This window comes from Rossellomorea oryzaecorticis (assembly GCF_038405515.1).
Classification (GTDB): Bacteria; Bacillota; Bacilli; order Bacillales; family Bacillaceae_B; genus Rossellomorea; species Rossellomorea oryzaecorticis_A.
Genome location: NZ_JBBYAF010000037.1, coordinates 22,368 through 43,162 on the forward strand (window position 1 = coordinate 22,368; position 20,795 = coordinate 43,162).

19 protein-coding genes, 1 rRNA gene and 1 riboswitch are annotated in these 20,795 nt (G+C 45.9%); of the genes, 3 read left to right on the forward strand and 17 right to left on the reverse strand.

The window, feature by feature from the left end; translation table 11 throughout:
- Positions 1 to 13: 13 nt before the first annotated feature.
- Entirely contained in the window at positions 14 to 1,753 is a 1,740-nt protein-coding gene (locus AAEO50_RS16475) for an adenine deaminase C-terminal domain-containing protein (RefSeq protein WP_341985400.1), read from the reverse strand.
- 226 nt (positions 1,754 to 1,979) lie between these two features.
- Between AAEO50_RS16475 and AAEO50_RS21430 the strand changes: the two genes are divergently transcribed.
- A complete protein-coding gene (locus AAEO50_RS21430) occupies positions 1,980 to 2,471 on the forward strand; it encodes a YgaP family membrane protein (protein ID WP_425383214.1) in 492 nt (163 codons plus the stop codon).
- 86 nt (positions 2,472 to 2,557) lie between these two features.
- Positions 2,558 to 2,671, forward strand: a complete 114-nt coding sequence (locus AAEO50_RS16485) for an EYxxD motif small membrane protein (protein WP_341985401.1) — start codon at positions 2,558 to 2,560, stop codon at positions 2,669 to 2,671.
- Here AAEO50_RS16485 and purD read toward each other — a convergent pair.
- From purD to AAEO50_RS16560, 15 genes are all read right to left on the reverse strand, one after another.
- Entirely contained in the window at positions 2,649 to 3,920 is a 1,272-nt protein-coding gene (purD, locus tag AAEO50_RS16490; protein ID WP_341985402.1) for a phosphoribosylamine--glycine ligase, read from the reverse strand. The genes AAEO50_RS16485 and purD overlap by 23 nt on opposite strands.
- A gap of 433 nt (positions 3,921 to 4,353) precedes the next feature.
- Entirely contained in the window at positions 4,354 to 5,889 is a 1,536-nt protein-coding gene (gene purH / locus AAEO50_RS16495; RefSeq protein WP_341985404.1) for a bifunctional phosphoribosylaminoimidazolecarboxamide formyltransferase/IMP cyclohydrolase, read from the reverse strand.
- 104 nt (positions 5,890 to 5,993) lie between these two features.
- Positions 5,994 to 6,569 carry a phosphoribosylglycinamide formyltransferase gene (purN, locus tag AAEO50_RS16500; RefSeq protein ID WP_341985405.1) on the reverse strand — a complete coding sequence of 192 codons (576 nt, stop codon included), beginning with the start codon at positions 6,567 to 6,569 and terminating at the stop codon, positions 5,994 to 5,996.
- 13 nt (positions 6,570 to 6,582) lie between these two features.
- On the reverse strand, positions 6,583 to 7,623 hold the full coding sequence (gene purM / locus AAEO50_RS16505) for a phosphoribosylformylglycinamidine cyclo-ligase (RefSeq protein ID WP_341985406.1): 1,041 nt from the start codon (positions 7,621 to 7,623) through the stop codon (positions 6,583 to 6,585).
- Between the two features lie 12 nt (positions 7,624 to 7,635).
- Positions 7,636 to 9,057, reverse strand: a complete 1,422-nt coding sequence (gene purF, locus AAEO50_RS16510) for an amidophosphoribosyltransferase (protein WP_341985407.1) — start codon at positions 9,055 to 9,057, stop codon at positions 7,636 to 7,638.
- Positions 9,033 to 11,267: a phosphoribosylformylglycinamidine synthase subunit PurL gene (gene purL, locus AAEO50_RS16515; RefSeq protein ID WP_341985408.1), complete on the reverse strand. Its 2,235-nt coding sequence runs from the start codon at positions 11,265 to 11,267 to the stop codon at positions 9,033 to 9,035. The genes purF and purL overlap by 25 nt, the downstream gene beginning before the upstream one ends.
- Entirely contained in the window at positions 11,251 to 11,937 is a 687-nt protein-coding gene (gene purQ / locus AAEO50_RS16520; RefSeq protein WP_341985409.1) for a phosphoribosylformylglycinamidine synthase subunit PurQ, read from the reverse strand. The genes purL and purQ overlap by 17 nt, the downstream gene beginning before the upstream one ends.
- Positions 11,934 to 12,188, reverse strand: coding sequence for a phosphoribosylformylglycinamidine synthase subunit PurS (gene purS, locus AAEO50_RS16525; protein WP_341985410.1), 255 nt, complete (start codon positions 12,186 to 12,188; stop codon positions 11,934 to 11,936). Before purS ends, purQ begins: the two co-directional genes overlap by 4 nt.
- The gene (gene purC / locus AAEO50_RS16530) at positions 12,176 to 12,901 is read right to left on the reverse strand and encodes a phosphoribosylaminoimidazolesuccinocarboxamide synthase (RefSeq protein ID WP_341985411.1); all 726 of its coding nucleotides are present in this window, start codon (positions 12,899 to 12,901) and stop codon (positions 12,176 to 12,178) included. The genes purS and purC overlap by 13 nt, the downstream gene beginning before the upstream one ends.
- Before the next feature lie 108 nt (positions 12,902 to 13,009).
- Positions 13,010 to 14,308, reverse strand: coding sequence for an adenylosuccinate lyase (gene purB / locus AAEO50_RS16535; RefSeq protein ID WP_341985412.1), 1,299 nt, complete (start codon positions 14,306 to 14,308; stop codon positions 13,010 to 13,012).
- Complete coding sequence (gene purK, locus AAEO50_RS16540; RefSeq protein WP_341985413.1) at positions 14,305 to 15,465, reverse strand: 5-(carboxyamino)imidazole ribonucleotide synthase; 1,161 nt, start codon at positions 15,463 to 15,465, stop codon at positions 14,305 to 14,307. Before purK ends, purB begins: the two co-directional genes overlap by 4 nt.
- A complete protein-coding gene (gene purE, locus AAEO50_RS16545) occupies positions 15,452 to 15,931 on the reverse strand; it encodes a 5-(carboxyamino)imidazole ribonucleotide mutase (RefSeq protein WP_341985414.1) in 480 nt (159 codons plus the stop codon). Before purE ends, purK begins: the two co-directional genes overlap by 14 nt.
- Positions 15,932 to 16,078: 147 nt before the next feature.
- Positions 16,079 to 16,180, reverse strand: a riboswitch (purine riboswitch).
- A gap of 87 nt (positions 16,181 to 16,267) precedes the next feature.
- Positions 16,268 to 16,468 (reverse strand): NETI motif-containing protein, encoded by a 201-nt coding sequence (locus AAEO50_RS16550; RefSeq protein WP_341985415.1) that lies wholly within the window; start codon positions 16,466 to 16,468, stop codon positions 16,268 to 16,270.
- Positions 16,461 to 16,994 (reverse strand): DUF2179 domain-containing protein, encoded by a 534-nt coding sequence (locus AAEO50_RS16555; RefSeq protein WP_425383215.1) that lies wholly within the window; start codon positions 16,992 to 16,994, stop codon positions 16,461 to 16,463. The genes AAEO50_RS16550 and AAEO50_RS16555 overlap by 8 nt, the downstream gene beginning before the upstream one ends.
- A gap of 482 nt (positions 16,995 to 17,476) precedes the next feature.
- The gene (locus tag AAEO50_RS16560; RefSeq protein ID WP_341985418.1) at positions 17,477 to 18,988 is read right to left on the reverse strand and encodes a DHA2 family efflux MFS transporter permease subunit; all 1,512 of its coding nucleotides are present in this window, start codon (positions 18,986 to 18,988) and stop codon (positions 17,477 to 17,479) included.
- 160 nt (positions 18,989 to 19,148) lie between these two features.
- Between AAEO50_RS16560 and AAEO50_RS16565 the strand changes: the two genes are divergently transcribed.
- Complete coding sequence (locus tag AAEO50_RS16565; RefSeq protein ID WP_341985419.1) at positions 19,149 to 20,021, forward strand: TetR/AcrR family transcriptional regulator; 873 nt, start codon at positions 19,149 to 19,151, stop codon at positions 20,019 to 20,021.
- A gap of 683 nt (positions 20,022 to 20,704) precedes the next feature.
- Here AAEO50_RS16565 and rrf read toward each other — a convergent pair.
- Positions 20,705 to 20,795: ribosomal RNA gene (gene rrf, locus AAEO50_RS16570) — 5S ribosomal RNA — on the reverse strand; the annotation flags it as partial.

Genomic DNA, 20,795 nt, shown 5'->3' on the forward strand with positions numbered 1-20,795 from the left:
ACACTTTCATATTTTAACGCATTATCGTTGGAAAGAGTACCGTTTTCTTCATTACATCATAGATTCCTTTTTGTGTCACCCGTATATAAGGTAAGTGAGTTGATTGTAAAAAGAGCAGAGTATAAATGGGATCCGCAAATTTGTAACCCCGTTCCGACAATAATGTTTTCAGTGTCTTCTCTTCTTCAATCAGCTCCGGCATATCTTTTTTGGAAAGAAGGCCGCTGAGCGGGAGCGGAATCTCGTGCAGCACTTCATCGTCTTCAGTAAGGACGATTCCTCCGCCCATTTCTTTCATTCGATCAAAAGCGGCAATCATATCCGATTTGCTTTTCCCGATCAAGATGATGTCTCCCGTATTGGAATATGAAGACGCAAATCCCTTCACCCTGTCAGAGAAGCCTTTCAGCATTGTGCTGATTCTCCACTTCCCGTTCCGGTCCAAGAGCATCAGGAAAGACTGGTCATGGTCTGTCGAAAGCTCGTCAGTGGATGGATTGATATTGATTGAATAAGGCTTGGTGATCACACCGTTCACCATTTCAATTCCAAAAGGCATGGAAAACTGCAGGTCGTCATTCGTTACGTTCCAATCCAGTGACAATGGGGTGAAGCCATGTTCTTCCCAATGAATCGTCTCATTATGTTCGACGGGCTTACTATTTTTCAGTACCCATTTTCCTTTTGACAGGACTGATACCGGCGTCGGATTTTCTTTACTGCTTAGAAAATTGATATTGGCCACTCTTCCTGTTGCGATCATTCCATGCAGGTGAGTGAAGTTATAGTAGTTTGCGGCATTGTAGCTGGCCATATTGTATGCTTCGATCGGTGAAATGCCTTTATCAATGATCATTTTGATTAACATATTCAAGACACCTTCTTCATGAAAAGCAGGTGTGGAGCCGTCTGTTGTAAGCAGGAGGGAATCATAATTGTCGATCCCTTTTTCCTGAAGACCGTCCAAAAGGTCCGGCAGATCGGGCCTGATCGATGAATGGCGAAGTGTCACCGTCAATCCTTGAATCAGCCTCTTATATACATCTTCCCCTGTCATCGCTTCATGATCTCCGTCGATTCCGAGCAAACCCAGCTTTGCGATTGTTTTATCAGATGATCCCGGAAGATGACCCTCGACGATTTTCCCCATTCTTTTGGCTTCCTGCATCCAATGAAGGATAAGATCGTCTCCTTCTAAAAGTCTCGGCCAGGCAGTCAGCTCCCCGCCCTGTACAACCGCATCATGTTCCAGCCACGACTTCACATCTCCATTAGAGAAGGTAGTGTCTTCGTCCACCATTTCGGTTTGTGAGTCAAAGCGTGTCCACCAGTACATTGAGTATGGCAGTGCGTTAAATTCCTTCAACAAAGAAAACGCTTTCTTTTTTTCCAACTGTAAAAACATCATTAGGTTATCATTCACAAATGTAGTTGTACCTGTTTGGGATGCATACTCGGAAAAAGATTGGGGATTATAAAGCTGAAACGGATGTACATGCGGTTCGATATATCCAGGCACAAGGAATTGTGATGTACAATCCACAATTTCACATTCCTCCGTGAGTTCAGGCAGCCGGTCACCAGCGTAAACGATACGGTCCTCGTACACCCAGATATGACCCTGCAGCCATTTCTTCAGGGTTGAATGCAGGTATGTTGCATTTTTCAAAAGGATGGTTGGAGATCTCTCTCCGTCGAGAACTTGTACGTGTTCCCGCAGTTGTTTGTTCTTCCATCTGTAGCGCTGTTCCAAGGCGAACACTCCTCTGGTGGAATGGTATTGTCTGTTGATTTATATTCGTTCTTTGTATGTTTGTTGGTTGAAAGGTTTAAAAACACTTGAAATCGCCCTAACACTCAGTTTATGGAGTTTTCTTCATCAAAGAAAGGGCTTTCATTTATGTTAACATATTTTGTCTTTTAACGCATTAAAGGTTTACAACAATAATGTGAATTTTCTATTAAGGAGGAGTTTACAAATGAAAGTATCATCAAACATCGGGATTATCAATGCTTTAATACGAATTACGGTGGGGTTAACGATTCTGACATGGACAACGGCCAAGCTTGTTAAACGTCCATGGAGAGATTCGTATCTGGTAATGGCAATGATCGGAGCCATGAAAGTGGGCGAAGGAATTTTGCGCTACTGTCCTGTTACTGACCTTTTAGATAAAAGCGGCGACAATGACGGGAACAAAAAGTCAAAAGGTTTAGGAAACTTTAAAGCGATGGACATGTTCAATGTCAAAGAAATGCTGAACTCAGACAAAAAGAAAAACGAAGGCCAGACGTTCAGCAGTCCTGACAGCCATAGAAATACAGCCGAATCCAACATGGCCAAGAAAGACGCCGACTTCAACCCGGAAGAACTGACCAATAAGGAAGTCCAGGAAGCACTAAACGGCGACCCCGGTTCATCCTCAAGCAAAACGGGCAGCTTCGATAACCAGGGATTCACCCAAATCTAATGAAGAAGGGACGTCCTTTATCTTACTAAAGGCCCGTCCCTCGTTACGTTAAAGTGTTAAATTATTCAGTAAAGGAGTTGCGTGTTATGTTTTGGGAGTATTTGACTGATATGTCTTATGTGTTATTTTCACTGATCGGCGGAATTATCGCGATTGCTTATGTGTTTATCCGCAGAACTAGGAAGAGACGTGTTCGATAGCCCTTTTGCCTATATCCCTTCTGAAAAAGAGACCCGGGCACTCAAGTCTGTTCAATTGTTCGTAAACAGATTGATAAGCTGTTTCCACTGTGTCTGCTTCTGCAGCTATTAAGAGCACCCGGCCACCGTCAGTAACCAGTTTCCCTTCTTCATTCAGGGCTGTACCGGCGTGATAGACGAGGGTGTCTTGCATAAGATTTTGCAGCTTTGGAAGACTGACGCCTTTTTCATACCCATCAGGATATCCGTTTGAAGCCAGCACCACTCCAAGGACCGCTTCTTCCTTCCAATCCAGATATACCTCCTGGTCCTCCAGCAAATCCCGGATAATCAGCCCCAGGTCGGATTTCAATCGCGGAAGGACGACCTGTGTTTCAGGATCGCCAAAGCGTGCATTGAATTCAATCACCTTTGGACCATCGCTTGTAAGCATGAGCCCCGCATACAGAATACCCGTAAATGAGCGTTCTTCCTTAACCATCGCTTTGGCCGTTGGTAAAAGCACGGTAGTTATAGCTTCTCTCACAATTTCATCTGAAATATGAGGGACCGGTGAATAAGCACCCATTCCGCCAGTGTTCGGACCCTGGTCTCCATCGAATGCCCGCTTATGGTCCTGAGCGATCACCATTGGATACACCTTTTCGCCCCGTACAAATGCCATCAGGGAAAATTCCTCTCCCATGAGACATTCTTCAATGACCACTTTCACAGAGGCATCACCGAATTTTTTATTGAGGAGCATTTCCCGTAAAGCCCCCATCGCTTCTTCTTCCGTCTGGGCCACAACCACGCCTTTACCTGCTGCAAGTCCGTCTGCTTTGATGACAATCGGAGCCCCTGCTTTTTTGATATAGGCTTCAGCAGCTTCGATTTCTGTAAATACTTCATATTGAGCAGTCGGTATTTGATATTTCTTCATTAATTCTTTTGAAAAAGATTTACTGCCTTCAATAATCGCAGCATTTTTTGTCGGTCCGAATATCTTTAATCCATGATTTTGAAAATCATCTACAATTCCTTCCAGCAAAGGATTTTCTGGGCCGACAATCGTATAGTCAACCTTCTTCTCTTTCGCGAGTGAAATCAGCGCTTCACTGTCTGTTTCCTTTACAGCGATAAGCTCTGCGATCTCCGCCATCCCGGGATTACCAGGTGCACAGAATACGTGTGTTACACTCTCGCTTTCAGCTAACTTCTTAGCGATGGCATGTTCACGGCCGCCTCGCCCGATTACAAGTACCCTCATAGAAAAGCCTCCTTATGAATGAATGCCCCCATTTTTATTGAATGAGAGGGGTGGAATGATTGTTTGAATGGATGACTGTACCAGGTACAAATCGTGGTGGTTGTACCTGGTACACCATATATCAGTGGGGCTTCATCAGGTCTCCTCACCCTAAGCGGGGCCTGGATCTAATCGGCCTAATTGAGCCTGGCTCAAACTGCATCATTCGTGCCTGGCTCAAACTACATCATTTGTGCCTGGCTCAAACTACATCATTCGTGCCTGGCTCAAACTACATCATTTGTGCCTGGCTCAAACTACATCATTCGTGCCTGGCTCAACTACATCATTCGTGCCTGGCTCAAACTGCATCATTTGTGCCTGGCTCAACTACATCATTCGTGCCTGGCACAAAAAATCCCAATCCGTGCCTGGCACCAACCAGCCGATAATCCTAATGTTTGAAATGACGAACCCCAGTCAACACCATTGCAATTCCGTACTCATCCGCTTTTTTAATCGAGTCTTCATCACGTATGGAGCCGCCTGGCTGGATGATGGCCGTTACGCCCGCTTTGGCTGCGGCTTCTACGGTATCGTCCATAGGGAAGAAAGCGTCTGAGGCCATGCTTGATCCGACAGCTCTTTCTCCAGCCTGCTCAATTGCAATCTTGGCTGCACCGACACGGTTCATCTGACCCGCTCCCACGCCGACGGTCATTTGAGGATCAGTCAGAACGATAGCATTTGATTTTACATGTTTCACAACTTTCCAGCCCAATGTCATGCTGGCCCATTCTTCTGCAGTCGGCTCGCGCTTAGTGACGACTCTTACATCCGCATCATCAAGCGTAAAAGTATCATCGGATTGAACAAGAAGGCCGCCTTCCACTGTGCTGATCTTTTCCTCTAGTTTGTGAGTGGATTCAAATGGTACCGTCAATAAACGGATGTTCTTTTTGCTTGAAAGGATCTCAAATGCTTCATCACTGAAAGAGGGGGCGATGACAATCTCCAGGAAGATTTCATGAAGCAGTTTTGCCGTTTCTTCGTCAACGACGCGGTTCAATGCCACAATGCCTCCAAATATGGAAGTGGAGTCCGCTTCGTATGCTTTTGAGAACGCCTCGTTAAGCGTCTCACCCACCCCAACTCCGCATGGGTTCATATGCTTGACAGCGACCGCAGCGGGTTCGGTGAATTCTTTTACGATCTGCAAGGCTGCGTTTGCGTCATTGATGTTATTATAGGAAAGCTCTTTCCCATGCAGCTGCCTGGCCATCGCAACCGAAAATTCAGAACCAAGAGGCGCTCGATAAAAGGAAGCTTTTTGATGAGGATTCTCTCCGTAGCGCAAGCTTTGTTTCAGTTCATATGTCAATGTCAGGCGTTCCGGATTCTCCTCTCCGGATACTTCTGTCATATACCCGGCGATATGCGCGTCATACGCTGCTGTATGGCGGAACACTTTCGCAGCAAGTTTCCGGCGGTTTTCGTGGGAAACCTCTCCGTTTAGCTTTAATTCTGCAATCACATAATCGTAGTCGACTGCGTCAACAACGACGGTCACGTAAGCATGATTCTTTGCTGCGGCACGAAGCATTGTCGGCCCGCCTATATCAATGTTCTCAATCGCTTCATCAACCCCGACATTCGGCTTTACGATCGTTTGCTGGAAAGGATACAAATTCACGCATACAAGATCGATGCCTTCGATCCCCTGTTCTTCAAGCTGCAGGCGATGGGACTCTTCACCCCGTTTGGCAAGTAGTCCACCGTGTATGGATGGATGAAGGGTTTTCACACGGCCTTCAAGGATCTCCGGGAAGCCTGTTACCTCTTCCACTCCCATGACTTCAACATCATTTTGAATGAGAAGCTGCTTGGTTCCCCCGGTCGAAATGATTTCGTACCCCAATTGTTTCAACTCTTGAGCAAATTCAACGATTCCACTTTTATCTGAAACACTGATTAACGCTCTTTTTTTCATATGGCTCCTCCTCTGATAATCACTATTTATCTGCCTGTTTCAAGGCCCGTCCCTCACCACTTTACCACACTACCACGATAAAGCAAGGGTGATTGCAGCTGCGTTCAGTAGCCTGTGGTGAGGAAGAGATGGTTCAGGGTGGTCCGGTATAAATAGTGTTCGACATGCTGGATCTTTTCCTGTAGTGAATCCCGCGTTTCCCCTGTTGATATGCGGACGATTTCCTGTTCGATGATTTCACCAGTATCCATCCCGGCATCTACATAATGAACGGTCACCCCTGTGATTTTCACTCCGGCTTCAAGTGCCTGCCCAATCGCATCTTTACCCGGAAAAGCAGGCAGAAGCGACGGGTGAATATTCACGATTCTGCCGCCGAAGCTTTCAAGCAACGTATGACCGACCAGCCTCATATAGCCTGCAAGTACAATAAAATCCACACCCTCAAGTTCGAGCTGATGCAAAATCTCACGTTCGAATGCTTGTTTATCTTCATAGTCTTTTGCCCGGAATGCAAAAACAGGAATTCCTGCTGACTGTGCTCTTTGGATGACAAAGGCACCGGGCTGATCACATACCAAAAGCCTGATGTTGGCTTTTAGGGTACCACCTTGAACAGCATCTACTAATGCTTGAAAGTTACTTCCGCTTCCTGAAGCAAAAATGGCAATCTGTCTCATGACTCAGCCTCCATTACTGACTCGGTTTTTGCACGAATTGTACTCCTTCACCTTTAGAAACTTTACCGATGATGCAGGCTGTTTCTCCCTGACTCTTCAATATATCAATGATACCTTCTGCGTCTTTTTCGTCCACCGCCAATACAAAGCCGATCCCCATGTTGAAGATATTGTACATTTCCTCCTGCGGGATCCCTCCATACTGCTTCAGCGCGCCAAAAATGCCGGGTACTTCCCAGCTGCCTTCATTGATGACAGCTCCCAGCCCCTCAGGCAGCATCCGCGGAATGTTTTCAATAAACCCTCCGCCTGTGATATGCGACATTCCATTGATATTATACTGATTCAATACAGCCAGCACCGGTTTCACATATATTTTCGTCGGTGTAAGCAATGCTTCCCTTAGTGTGGTGTTTAATTCCGGTAAAGATTCTTCCAAAGAGAAAGAATGATCTTCAAAAAAGATCTTCCGTACTAAAGAGTATCCATTACTGTGTATACCACTCGAACCCAGTCCGATTAACATATTTCCTTCAGAAATGTTCTCGCCCGTCACAATTTCTTTCTTTTCACAGGCTCCCACTGCAAATCCGGCGATGTCATATTCTTCATCTGTATACATCCCCGGCATCTCGGCAGTTTCTCCTCCGATCAGTGCGCAGCCTGCCATTTCACATCCGTCCGCAATTCCTTTTACAATACCTTCTATCTTTGCCGGATGAGCCTTTCCGGTCGCTATATAATCTAAGAAATAAAGCGGCTCCGCTCCTTGAACGACAATATCATTCACGCACATCGCGACACAGTCGATGCCAATCGTGTCGTGCTTATCAGCCATGAACGCAAGCTTGAGCTTCGTCCCGACCCCGTCCGTCCCAGACACAAGCACCGGTTCTTTTAAACCAAGCTGTGACAGGTCAAACATACCGCCGAAGCTGCCCAGCTGCCCGAGTACGCCTTCGCGTGCCGTCCGTTTCACATGTTTCTTGATCCGTTCGACCGATTCATATCCTGCTTCTATATCTACGCCTGCCTGGCGATACGCATTTGCCATCTCGATCTCCCCCTATTTCACAAGCTCTTTTTCATGCGGATGAAGAGTATCCGGGTAGATTTCAGTCGGATACTTCCCTGTGAAGCACGCAAGGCACTGACCGCGGTTCTCTGAAGAATCATCGCGCCCGATCGCTTTCAATACACCCTCTGTACTTAAAAACGTCAATGAGTCCGCACCGATGATCTCTCGCATTTCTTCTACTGAATTAGAAGACGCAATTAGTTCTTCATGAGTCGACGTATCAATCCCGTAAAAACATGGATTCTTAATCGGAGGGGAGCTGATGCAGACATGTACTTCCCTTGCTCCCGCTTCCTTCAGCATGCTGACGATCCGCCTGCTCGTCGTTCCGCGCACGATGGAATCATCCACCATCACGACCCGCTTTCCTTCCACTACCCCTCTTACCGGCGAAAGCTTCATCTTTACACCCTGTTCACGAAGGGATTGGGAAGGTTGGATGAACGTACGTCCGACATAGCGATTCTTGATAAGGCCCATTTCATAAGGGATTCCCGATGCTTCCGCATAGCCGATGGCACTTGAAATACTTGAGTCAGGCACCCCCGTAACAACATCCGCTTCGATCGGTGCTTCATTCGCAAGCTCCATCCCCATCCGTTTACGCGCTGAATGAACATTGATGCCTTGGATATTGCTGTCCGGTCTTGAAAAATACACATATTCCATCGTGCACATCGCATTGCCATTTGAAAAGCTGAACCGTTCCGATGTGATTCCCTCATCATTGATGATCAGGAGCTCCCCCGGTTCGATGTCACGGACGAATTCCGCGCCGACGATATCAAAAGCACAGGTTTCAGATGCCACACAATATGCATCCCCAATCTTTGCCAGAGACAACGGGCGAAGACCATGAGGATCAAGCGCCACCATCATTTCTGTTTCTGTCATGACCAGAAATGCATAAGCACCCTTCAGCATCGTCAGTGCATTCTTCACCCGGTCCTTCAATTGTGCATATCCGCTTCTTTTGATCAGATGTGCAAGCACTTCCGTATCCGAAGTGGTTTGAAAAATACTGCCCTGCCCCTCAAGCTGGTGCTTCAAGGCGTTCGCATTGACCAGGTTTCCGTTATGGGCAAGTGCAAGTCCGCCGCTCTGCGAGTTGAAAAGGAGAGGCTGGACATTTTCATAGCCTCCGCCCCCTGCAGTCGCATAGCGGACGTGACCGATCGCCCCGTCACCTGTGAGCTTCTCGATCGAACCTTCCTGGAACACTTCGGTTACGAGTCCTTCCCCTTTATGGCCGCGAAGCGTGTCGCCGTCCGAAACGATGATCCCCGTTCCTTCCTGTCCGCGGTGCTGCAGACTGTGAAGGCCGTAGTACGTAATTTGTGCAGCATTCGGGTGCCCCCATATCCCGAACACCCCGCACTCTTCATTTAAACCTTTGATTTCAGCAAGCATGGAATCGCTCCTCTCCAGGCTGATTCAAGCTCCTCTGCAGTCGCTTGTATAAGGATCTCCCCTTGGCGGGATGCGACGGTGATCTCACCATCTTCCTTTACTGCTCCTACTGTCTTCGCTTCCCCTACCAGCCTTTCAAACTCTTCACGGTTCTCAGGTTTAACAGAAACCAGGAAGCGTGATTGTGTTTCACTGAACAGCTCCGATACATGACAATCCCCGTTAACAAAGATTTCAGCTCCCAATCCTTTTGTGCCGAACGCAGATTCCGCAAGGGCAACAGCAAGGCCGCCTTCCGCAATATCATGGGCCGAGGCTACCAATCCTTTTTGGATGGCTTCTAAAAGCTGCATTTGACGGCGAAGCTCGACTTTCAAATCAATCGCAGGTGCCTGGCCGAAGATCTTTCCTTCTGTCAGCTTCTGCAGCTCGCTGCCGCCGAATTCCGCACGTGTTTCCCCGATGGTATAAATTAAGTCTCCCGCTTCCTTGAAGGATTGAGTCGTAATATGATCGAGGTCTTCCACCAATCCGACCATCCCGACAACAGGCGTCGGATAAACAGCTGTACCCATCGATTCGTTATAAAGTGATACGTTCCCGCCGATGACCGGTGTGGAAAGCTCGCGGCATGCTTCACTCATTCCGTCCACAGACTTCTCAATCTGCCAGAAGATTTCAGGCTTCTCCGGGTTACCGAAGTTCAGGCAGTCTGTAATCGCAAGCGGGATCCCGCCCGAACACACGATATTCCGTGCCGCTTCCGCCACGGCGATCTTCCCGCCGACTTCAGGATCCAAATACAAATAGCGTGAATTACAATCCGTCGTCATCGCCAGTGCTTTTCTTGTACCGCGCACACGCACAACCGCCGCATCAGAGCCCGGGCTGACAACCGTACTCGTTCTTACTTGATGGTCGTATTGATCATAGACCCATTCTTTGCTTGCAATCGTCGGCTGCTGCAATAAAGCCACCAACGTCTCTTTATAATCTTCTACTTGCGGCACCGGCGTTTCCATCGCTTGAAATTCCTTATAGTAAGCCGCTTCCTCAGATGGTTTATGGTAGACGGGTGCTTCCTCCGCGAGTGCATCAACCGGGACATCCGAAACCACTTCCCCTTTATGAAGAAGGCGAAGCCGCTTATCATCCGTTACCTTTCCGATCGATACCGCTTCTAAGTCATATTTTGAAAACAGGTCGACAATCTCCTGTTCACGCCCTTTTTCAACGACGATCAGCATGCGCTCCTGTGATTCCGAGAGCATCATTTCATATGCCGTCATGCCTCTTTCACGCTGAGGGACAAGATCAAGGTTCATTTCAATCCCAGAACCTGCTTTAGACGCCATCTCCGCAGACGAGCTGGTCAAACCGGCCGCCCCCATATCCTGAATCCCAACGAGCGCATCGTTTTGGACAAGCTCAAGACATGCTTCCAAAAGCAGCTTCTCCATGAATGGATCCCCAACTTGAACGGCAGGTCGTTTCTCTTCAGACCCTTCGTTCAATTCTTCTGAAGCAAATGTTGCGCCATGGATTCCGTCACGTCCGGTTTTAGCACCCACATACATGACCGTATTGCCGACACCGTGCGCCTGGCCTTTTTTAATATCTTTATGATCAATCAATCCCACACACATCGCATTGACGAGAGGGTTCCCTTCGTACGAAGCATCGAATTGCACTTCCCCTCCGACCGTCGGGATGCCGATGCAGTTTCCGTAGCCTGCGATGCCTGCCACTACTTCTTTAAATAGATACTGAACACGAGGAGAATCCAGTTCTCCAAAGCGTAAAGAGTTGAGGAGGGCAATGGGTCTCGCTCCCATCGAGAATACATCGCGTATAATGCCCCCGACACCCGTCGCCGCGCCTTGATAAGGTTCAATCGCTGAAGGGTGGTTATGACTTTCGATTTTGAACACCACTGCCTGATCATCGCCAATATCAACAATACCAGCTCCTTCCCCGGGTCCTTGAAGAACACGCTCGCCTGTTACCGGAAATTTCTTAAGGACAGGCTTGGAATTTTTGTAGCTGCAGTGTTCTGACCACATGACCGAGAAAAGTCCGGTCTCCGTGTAGTTAGGTGTTCTTCCCAGGATGTTTTCCACCATTGAAAATTCTTCGTCTGTTAATCCCATTTCACGATAAAGCTGCTCTTCTTTCACCTTTGATGGGGTTGGTTCAAGCATTAACGACATGTTTTTCCCTCCAGTGTTTGACAATCGATTGAAAGAGTTTCTTCCCGTCTTCACTACCTAATAAAGTATCCATCGCACGCTCAGGGTGAGGCATCATGCCAAGGACATTCCCGCGCTCATTCGTGATTCCCGCTATATCTGCCACACTTCCATTCGGATTGTTCCCGCTATAGGTGAATACGATTTGATTGTTCTCCTGCAGTCCCTCAAGCGTGTCTTCATCACAGAAGTAATTCCCTTCACCATGAGCGATCGGAATTTGAATTTCTGCTCCTTTTTCATAGCTGCTTGTAAACATCGTTTCATTGTTCTCAACTGTTAAAGGAACCGTCTTACAAATGAACTTCAAGCTGTCATTCCTGCGCATCGCCCCCGGCAATAAGCCTGTTTCAAGCAGAATTTGAAATCCGTTGCATACACCCAATACTGGCTTTCCTTGTTCGGCCGCTTGAACAACTTCTTTCATCACGTTTGAAAAGCGGGCAATCGCTCCTGAACGCAGGTAATCCCCATAAGAGAATCCACCTGGCAGCAGGACGGCATCATAGTTTTCAAGAGAAAGGTCATCATGCCAGACGTAGTCTGCGTCTTCACCAATTTCATCTTTGATCGCATGGTACATATCAAGGTCACAGTTTGAGCCTGGAAAAACAATTACCGCAAACTTCATTGAGACACACTCTCCTCGATCTCATATCGGTAATCCTCAATCACCGGGTTAGCCAGCAGGCGGTGGCACATCTCTTCAACCGCAGCCTCCACATTTTCGACAGTCGATGGAAGAGTAAGCTCCATATACTTTCCGACACGCACATCTTCAACAGCCTTGAACTCCATTGAATGAAGGGCTTGTTTAACAGCACTTCCCTGCGGATCCAATACACTTTCTCTTAATGTGATGTAAACTTTTACTTTGTACATAGACTATTTCCCCCTAAGCGTTCTAATATGATGGAATATACCTCTGTTAAACTGCCTAAATCTCTTCTGAAAACATCCTTATCAAGCTTCTGTCTCGTATCTGCATCCCATAACCGGCATGTATCCGGCGATATTTCATCCCCGAGCAGGATTTTTCCGGAACGGTCCTTCCCGAATTCAAGCTTGAAATCTACTAAAATGACTCCTGCTTCTTTAAAAATCCCTTGAAGGACTTCATTTACTTGGAGAGCCATCTCTCTTAACACGGAACGTTCTTCATCCGTTGCGATCTCCAAATAATTAATGTGATCATCCGTAATCAGCGGGTCCCCAAGGTCATCATTTTTATAATAAAACTCGATGATCGGCTTCGTCATCTCCGTCCCCTCTTCAATGCCAAGACGCTTTGAAAGGCTTCCGGCGATTACATTCCGCACGACCACTTCGAGAGGGATGATGTCCACCCGTTTGACCAGCTGCTCATGATCGGATAATTGCTTGATAAAATGACTTTCGATTCCTTTTTCGGCAAGCTTTGAAAATAGCAGACTCGAAATCTTATTATTCAAAACCCCTTTGCCATCGATATCCGCTTTCTTCTCCCCGTTAAAAGCAGTGGCGGAATTCTTATACTGGACCCAAACGACCTCTTCATCATTTGTGGAATAAATCTGTTTGGCTTTGCCTTCGTATAAAAGCGTTCCTTTTTCCATGTGAAGTCCCCCTCTGTAATCACAATTTTGGCAATCTTCAGTCTATATTTGGATAAAAAAAGGGAGGGATTCTTATGAAACCCCTTCCCTATGTAGTTGTCGAAAAGATTATTCCACTAATCCGCAGCGTTCAAAGATGGTATCGACATGCTTCAGGTGATAGTTATAATCGAAGCAGTCATCAATTTCCGCCGGGGAAAGTTTGGATGTAATCGCACTGTCTTCTTCGATAAGCGAGCGGAACGGGACCTGTTTCTCCCATGCTTCCATCGCTTTCGGCTGAACCGTGTCATATGCTTCCTCGCGCGCCATACCTTTATCTATGAGGGCAAGAAGAACGCGCTGCGAGTAGATCAGTCCAAGCGTACGATCCATGTTGCGCTGCATATTCTCAGGGAATACCGTCAAGTTCTTCACGATATTGCCGAAACGGTTAAGCATATAATTAAGGGCGATCGTGGCATCCGGTAAAATCACTCGTTCAGCAGATGAGTGAGAGATATCGCGCTCATGCCATAACGGCACATTTTCATAGGCGGTCATCATATACCCTCTTATCACGCGCGCCATCCCCGTCATGTTCTCTGAACCGATCGGGTTACGCTTATGAGGCATAGCCGATGAGCCTTTTTGACCTTTTGCGAAAAACTCTTCGACTTCACGCGTTTCACTCTTTTGTAACCCGCGCACTTCAACCGCAAACTTCTCGATGGATGTCGCAATCAATGCAAGTGTACCCATGTAGTGGGCGTGGCGGTCACGCTGGAGTGTTTGAGTGGAAACTGGTGCAGGCTTGATGCCCAGCTTTTCACACACATATGATTCAACGAATGGATCGATATTGGCATACGTTCCGACAGCGCCGGAGATCTTACCGAATTCCACACCGTCCGCAGCTGCTTTAAAACGCTCGACGTTACGCTTCATCTCTTCGTACCAGAGAGCAAGCTTCAAACCGAATGTAGTCGGCTCCGCGTGGACACCATGCGTTCTTCCCATCATCACCGTGTGCTTATGCTCAATCGCTTTGTTTTTCAAAATCTCGACGAATCGTTCCAAATCCTTCAGGATGATTTCGTTCGCCTGCTTTAATTGGTAAGAAAGAGCGGTATCCACTACGTCCGTTGATGTAAGACCGTAGTGTACCCATTTTCTTTCTTCTCCAAGTGTTTCAGAAACCGCTCGTGTGAACGCCACCACATCGTGACGGGTTTCCGCTTCGATTTCTTTAATGCGCTCGACATCAAAACCGGCATTATCACGGATTTTTGCTACATCCTCTTTAGGAATGTCGCCGATTTCAGCCCATGCTTCACAAGCTAAAATCTCAACTTCCAGCCAAGCTTGAAACCGATTTTCCTCTGTCCAAATTGCGCCCATTTCCGGGCGTGTATAACGTTCAATCATTTCATTCGTCCTCCGATCTTTTCCTGCACGTTCCAAATTCCCGCTTCATTCACAGCAGCCATCGTTTTTTCAATATCCTCTGTCAGAAGGGTGACATGTCCCATCTTCCGTTTTGGCTTCGGCAGATCCTTGCCGTACAGATGGATGAACCAGTCCGGGTGATTTGGAATGGCCTTCATTATTGGCTCTATATGCTCTCCTAATAGATTAACCATCACAGCATTCTTTAATAAGGTTGGCTGAACAAGCGGCCAGTTACAAATCGCTTTGATATGCTGGGCAAACTGAGAGGAATCGCACGCTTCAATTGAATAATGTCCCGAATTATGCGGTCTAGGTGCAAGTTCATTGATATAAATGATTCCGTCTGCCGTCAGGAACATTTCAATGGCAAGAGTCCCGACCAGATCAAGCGTCTCGCTAATTTTTTTTGCCTTATCAATCGCTTCACGTGAAATGTCTTCAGCGATGCGCGCCGGAGCGATTGTTTCATGGAGGATATTATCCACATGGATATTCTCTACTACCGGAAAATGCGTCTGCTGACCATCTGGGTTCCTTGTCACAATCACCGATAATTCTTTTTCAAAAGGAATCCATTTCTCAAGCACACAAGGTCCATTTTCTAAAAGAACGGCCGCTTCGCTTACTTCTTCCACTCTTCGTATCACGAATTGCCCCTTGCCGTCATATCCACCCCTCGATGTCTTTAAAACAGCTGGATAGCCAAGCTTTTCTATATTATCATAGATGTCTTCTTCCTGTAGAATTACTGCATAAGGTGCCACTTCAACACCTGACATCGTCAGTGCTGCCTTCTCTTGGATGCGGTCCTGTGTAATGCGGATCAGTTCAGCGCCCTGAGGAACATATGCCCTGCCCGACAGCCACTTCAGAGCATCGTAATCGATATTTTCGAATTCGTATGTGATGACATCCGAGGCTTCGGCAAGACGGTCCAATGCTTCATACTGATCAATTGGAGCTGTGATCACAAGGTCCGCAACCTGCGCACAAGGCGAAGAAGGAGAAGGATCCAAAACCGCTATCCGAAAACCGTTATGCTTTGCTGAGAGTGCCATCATCCGTCCAAGCTGGCCGCCGCCGATAATCCCTATTGTCTGTCCCGGTAAGATTGTTTTCTTATTCAAGGTCATCACTGCTTTCCAACACTTTCTCTTTTAATGCTTCCCGTCTGCTTTCTAACGTGCCTGCCAATTCTTTATCATCTATGGATAGGATCTGGGCTGCGAGCAGTCCTGCATTCGTTGCACCGGCTTTGCCGATTGCAACCGTTGCAACCGGCACCCCTCCAGGCATCTGGACTATGGAGAGGAGTGAATCCATTCCATTCAGCGCCTTCGATTGCACCGGCACCCCGATGACAGGAAGCGTCGTTTTCGCCGCTACCATGCCAGGGAGATGAGCCGCCCCTCCTGCCCCTGCAATAATCAGCTTTATGCCTCTGTCCCTTGCAGATTCTGCATATTCAAACATATAATCTGGCGTTCTATGGGCCGAGACGACCCGCTTTTCATAAGGAACCCCGAGCTCCTCCAGTATGTCACATGCATGCTTCATTGTTTCCCAGTCTGATGTACTTCCCATAATAACCGCTATCATATCGTGACAGGCACCTCCACTCATTTTCCCACAAAAAATACCCAGATCAATTGATCTCTGCAAAATGAGAGAAAGCAATTGATCTGGGTATTTTAACCGTACAGAAAGAACCCTTCCAGCCAGGGGCATCATTGACGCTTCTGTATCCAGACAGTCACTTCCCCTCATAGTCCGGCCGTTTGCGGCAGCCAGGTAGAAACTTACGGGCCATATTCCCATTATTATATGAGGGTATTCGATTTATTTGTCTTTATCATATCGCTAATTTTCGGTACTGTCAACGAATAATCGAACGATTTTAAATGACTGAAAATTAATGTTCGGATTTACACGAAATTACTCTTCTATTTTCTTTCCTTCGAACACAATTGTCTGTCTAACAGGGACAACTTCTGATTTGCCGCCGTCCTTCTGCTCTTTAAACACAGGCTTTTCCATCCTTCTGACAGGCATATAGCCTGCATCTTTCATGCGGTCCAGACAATCACTGATCGTTTCATTCTCCTGCACTTCAAATAAAAGCTTCTTTTTACTCATACTTTGATTTTCCTTTACGCATATTTCGAACGGTCTTCACCCAGAACCCGCCGTGGATCGTTTTCGGTTCATACGCAATCATAAAAGCTTTAGGATCCAGTTCTTTAATCGTTGCATACAGCTTCATTTCATATTTTCGCGGAGTCAGGATCTGAAGCGCCATTCGATTTCCTTCCAGGCCATTCGCTTCCCAGTTCGTCACGCCATATCCTTTTGAACGGAGCTGATCCGGTAGCGCCTTATCATATTCTTTCGTTATGACATTAACCGTAATATACCCAAGAGCAAGCTTTTCTTCAATCTTCATTCCGACAACCACACCTATGCCATAACCGACAGCATACGCGATTAAATTCTGGATCTCATTCAGGTTGTCCAGTACCAGCCCAAGTCCGACGACATAAATGACGACCTCGAATGTACTAACGAATGCTGCAAAATAACGGTAACCTTTGAGGGTCAAAATCATCCGTATCGTAAAAAAGGACACGTACACAATATTTATCACCAAGATGATCAAGACCATCATTACACTGCTCTCTAACAACTTGCCATTCCTCCTCTGCCACACATACCCAAATTAAGTATTAATTCTACTAAAAAAAAGAGAAAAGTTGAACCATTCAACGTAAATTAATCCTTATGCCGGCAGTGACAATTTTTAGAAATATCATCCCTACTAGTGTTTTTCCTATTTAATCAAGAAAAAAACATATTTTCATTGGGCACTAAATGGATTTCTCATCAAATTCTAATCTTACTCTAATAGCTTTCACTTTTTATCCGGTTATCATTAGACTTGCTTATGAATAAAGATTTCACTCCTCGACATGAGGAAACGCCACTTCCTTCGTGTAAAATCTTTATAAAATGAGGCTCATTCTAAATTTCTTCATTTTGGACAAAAGCTTAGCTGCAGCTTTTGTCTATTTTTTTGTCTTAAAAAAAGAGGTTCCAAAACGTTATGATGAAATCTCATCAATGTCGTAGAACCTCTCTTTTTCACTGCTAAACCGTTGCAGGTTTGGTTGCAGGCTTGTTTTGGCTTTCGATTTTATTGACTGCCTCTTCACTTGTGTCTACGTGTTTAACAAAGAGCGCCAATATCAATGCAACAATATTGATTCCAAGTGCTACATAGAACGAATATTGAATCCCCGCCAACAAGGATTGCTGCGTCAACAGGGTAGTCGATTGCTCTGTCACGGTTGCCGGATCGACACCGCTCATCAGGCTTTCGGCCTCTGTTTTCGCGACCGTGTTCATGATGGTGATCAGAATTGCTGTACCGATCGACCCCGATACTTGTTGTGCCGTATTATTCACTGCTGTTCCGTGCGGATTCAGGCGGTTAGGCAATTGATTCAAACCGTTCGTCATGATCGGCATCATCACCATGGACATACCAAAAAGACGTAGTGTATAAATCAAGATAATATGTGTATAACTTGTATCTATCTGCAACTTTGCGAGCATATACGTTGAGACGGCTGTAATGGCGAGTCCCGTCAGCGATAACGCACGCGGACCGAATTTATCGAATAACTTACCGGTAATAGGCGACATGATTCCCATGATGACCGCACCCGGCAGCATCATCAACCCGGAATCCAAAGGTGAAATGCCGCGGACGCTTTGGACATACGCAGGTGTTAAAATCATACCTGAGAACATGGCAACTGCATTGACAATTGCAATCACCGATGCAAGTGCAAACATTGGATACTTATACACCTGTAAATCCAATAACGGCTCATCGATCTTAAATTGGCGGATAATGAATGCAGCTAGTGCGATGCCACCGATAATCAATGTAGATAAAACAACGGCGTCCGTCCAACCTTCGGAACTTGCCGTACTGCATCCATATAATAATCCGCCAAAACCGATACAAGACAGAACAAGTGACAGAGTATCAAGAGATGCCTCTTTATTTTGTTCCATAACATTTCTGAATTTCCAAACGGCCAATAATAAACTCATGACAGCTAATGGTAAAATCATTTCAAACAGCAAACGCCAATGGTGATGCTCTACGATGTAACCAGACAACGTTGGGCCGATTGCCGGTGCCGTAATCATAACTAAACCGAAGACACCCATCGCTGCTCCGCGTTTTTCACGCGGGAAGCTCACCAGCATGACGTTCATCAGAAGCGGCCCCATGACAGAAGAACCTGCTGCCTGTACCATACGGCCGGTAAGCAGCATACCAAAGTTCGGCGCAAATGCTGCCAGCGCAGTACCTAATGTAAAAACGGCAAGCGAAGTAATCACTAAATGACGATTCGAAAAACGTGTGATCAGAAATGCAGACGCCGGAATCAACACCCCGCTCACAAGCATATAGCCTGTAGCAAGCCATTGTACCGTTGAATAATCAGCTATCTCCAAATCAATCATGATCGATGGAAGTGCTACGTTTAATAACGAGTTATTTAAAAATGCGACGAACGCCCCTATGAAAAGAATCGCCAACATTAAATATGGCGGTTTATTATGCTGAATTGTCGAGTCCATACACTCATCCCTTTATATTTATATCATTTATTTTATTACTCGAACTATTTTATACCCACAGTTCAAATAAATCAACATATTTATACCGTTAGTATAAAAACGTTGTATTTCCAGCATAAGAAACCTATACTATTCTTTAGAGAGTAGACTGGAGGAAGGTATGAATAATCGTAAAAGGAAAGTCGCAGACATAGCATTATCTTTATTTATAGAAAAAGGTTTCCAGCAAACTTCAATCCAGGAAATCATCGAAAAAGCAAACATATCAAAAGGTACGTTCTATAATTATTTCACTTCCAAAAATGATTGTATTACGGATATATTAGAGTATTTACGTTATGACGCAAGCCAGCAGAGAGTCGCGATGCAGCTGGGCAAGGATGCTAAGGACAGGAATGTGTTAGTCGAACAAATCACCATCCTCATAAGATTGAATAAAGAACGAAATTTAAATGTCCTTTTCGAGGCTATCTTGTCTTCAAATGAAGCCGATCTAAAAAAACTGGTGATGCAGCACCGGATGATTGAAATGGAATGGCTGTCCAACCGTTTCATCGAAGTGATGGGCGACGAAATCAGGGAGGTCTCATTTGAGGGTACTGTGTTGTTCTATGGGATGCTTCAATATTTATTATTTACCCTGCGAACGACGAACAGCTCCTTTCCTTTAGAGCGGCTGGTCGACGTTGTCTTGTCATATATCGAATTAATTATCCCGTTTATGTTAAAGAATGATACTTCGATACTGAGCCATTCCGCAATCGACCTACTGCAATCCAACATCGATAAACACACTGTAACCAAAGCAGATGTATTGGAGTTAGCAGACCGACTTCAGAAGCACTGTTCCTTCAATGAGGAGCAGCAGGACTTATTCGATGCCATCATAAATGAATTACAGCGCGACCGCATCCGTAAAATTGTCCTTAAGCCGCTCTTAAAGCCTTTCCAGCAATTATTCAACGAGACAGACAATGAATCACACGCCCACAAATTCACGAATATGGTCTGGTATTATTTGAAGTCGGTATGATTGTTGGGTTCTGATGAATTGAAGCTTCCCGAAAGAGTACTTTCCGGCGGCTTTTTTGTTTTGTCCAGTAAAGTAATGAGGGGTAGTCGCAGGGAAGCATGGCATGAGTGCTCACTTTTGATAATAAATAGTGTGAATTGATCATAATGAGAATGGTTCGATAAAAACATCAAACGTTTGAAAATAGATTTTAAGGTTTCGATAATAAAAGTTTGATTTTCGATAATACATTCCCTGATTTCGATAATAAGAAGTCGATTTTCGATAATAAATTGGTTGGTAGCTTAGGCTGGGTGATGATTTTGTGAGGTTTTTGATTGAAATGGTCCTGTTTTAAGGGAAACATGACCTGTACTTTCATCAAGAAGGAAGGTTTTTATTAAAAATAGACAAACAAACGGGCTTAATAAGCAAACTTTTTTAACACCGCTTTTGATTTCCGTGCAAGACTTCGCTTTCCGCGGGTGACCCGTGAGCCTCCTCGGCTTTGCCTCCGGGTTCTCACATTGGCCACTTCTCCCGCAGGAGTCTTCGTCTTGCACTCCAATCAACCGCTGGAACCACCTAAAATCTAATATCCTTTAATACTTCAATTAAGTAATAGTAATCCTATCTACATCCTGTTCTCTCCACTTCGTGGAAAACAAAAAAACAGCTCCATAAAGAGCTGCTTTCTCACATTTGCCTGGCGACGTCCTACTCTCACAGGGGGAGATCCCCCAACTACCATCGGCGCTGAAGAGCTTAACTTCCGTGTTCGGCATGGGAACGGGT

Coding starts and splice junctions, on each gene's coding strand:
- purC (WP_341985411.1), bottom strand. CDS start 12,901: ATGGAAAAAGGAACGCTTTTATACGAAGGCAAAGCCAAACAGATTTAT.
- purM (WP_341985406.1), bottom strand. CDS start 7,623: ATGGCAAATGCGTATCGCCAGGCAGGCGTAGATATAGAAGCAGGATAT.
- AAEO50_RS16485 (WP_341985401.1), top strand. CDS start 2,558: ATGTTTTGGGAGTATTTGACTGATATGTCTTATGTGTTATTTTCACTG.
- purK (WP_341985413.1), bottom strand. CDS start 15,465: ATGACCTTGAATAAGAAAACAATCTTACCGGGACAGACAATAGGGATT.
- purQ (WP_341985409.1), bottom strand. CDS start 11,937: ATGAAGTTTGCGGTAATTGTTTTTCCAGGCTCAAACTGTGACCTTGAT.
- purL (WP_341985408.1), bottom strand. CDS start 11,267: ATGTCGTTAATGCTTGAACCAACCCCATCAAAGGTGAAAGAAGAGCAG.
- AAEO50_RS21430 (WP_425383214.1), top strand. CDS start 1,980: ATGAAAGTATCATCAAACATCGGGATTATCAATGCTTTAATACGAATT.
- AAEO50_RS16565 (WP_341985419.1), top strand. CDS start 19,149: ATGAATAATCGTAAAAGGAAAGTCGCAGACATAGCATTATCTTTATTT.
- purN (WP_341985405.1), bottom strand. CDS start 6,569: ATGAGACAGATTGCCATTTTTGCTTCAGGAAGCGGAAGTAACTTTCAA.
- purS (WP_341985410.1), bottom strand. CDS start 12,188: ATGTACAAAGTAAAAGTTTACATCACATTAAGAGAAAGTGTATTGGAT.
- purH (WP_341985404.1), bottom strand. CDS start 5,889: ATGAAAAAAAGAGCGTTAATCAGTGTTTCAGATAAAAGTGGAATCGTT.
- AAEO50_RS16555 (WP_425383215.1), bottom strand. CDS start 16,994: ATGGTCTTGATCATCTTGGTGATAAATATTGTGTACGTGTCCTTTTTT.
- purF (WP_341985407.1), bottom strand. CDS start 9,057: ATGCTTGCTGAAATCAAAGGTTTAAATGAAGAGTGCGGGGTGTTCGGG.
- purD (WP_341985402.1), bottom strand. CDS start 3,920: ATGAGGGTACTTGTAATCGGGCGAGGCGGCCGTGAACATGCCATCGCT.
- AAEO50_RS16550 (WP_341985415.1), bottom strand. CDS start 16,468: ATGAGTAAAAAGAAGCTTTTATTTGAAGTGCAGGAGAATGAAACGATC.
- purB (WP_341985412.1), bottom strand. CDS start 14,308: ATGATTGAACGTTATACACGCCCGGAAATGGGCGCAATTTGGACAGAG.
- AAEO50_RS16560 (WP_341985418.1), bottom strand. CDS start 18,988: ATGGACTCGACAATTCAGCATAATAAACCGCCATATTTAATGTTGGCG.
- purE (WP_341985414.1), bottom strand. CDS start 15,931: ATGATAGCGGTTATTATGGGAAGTACATCAGACTGGGAAACAATGAAG.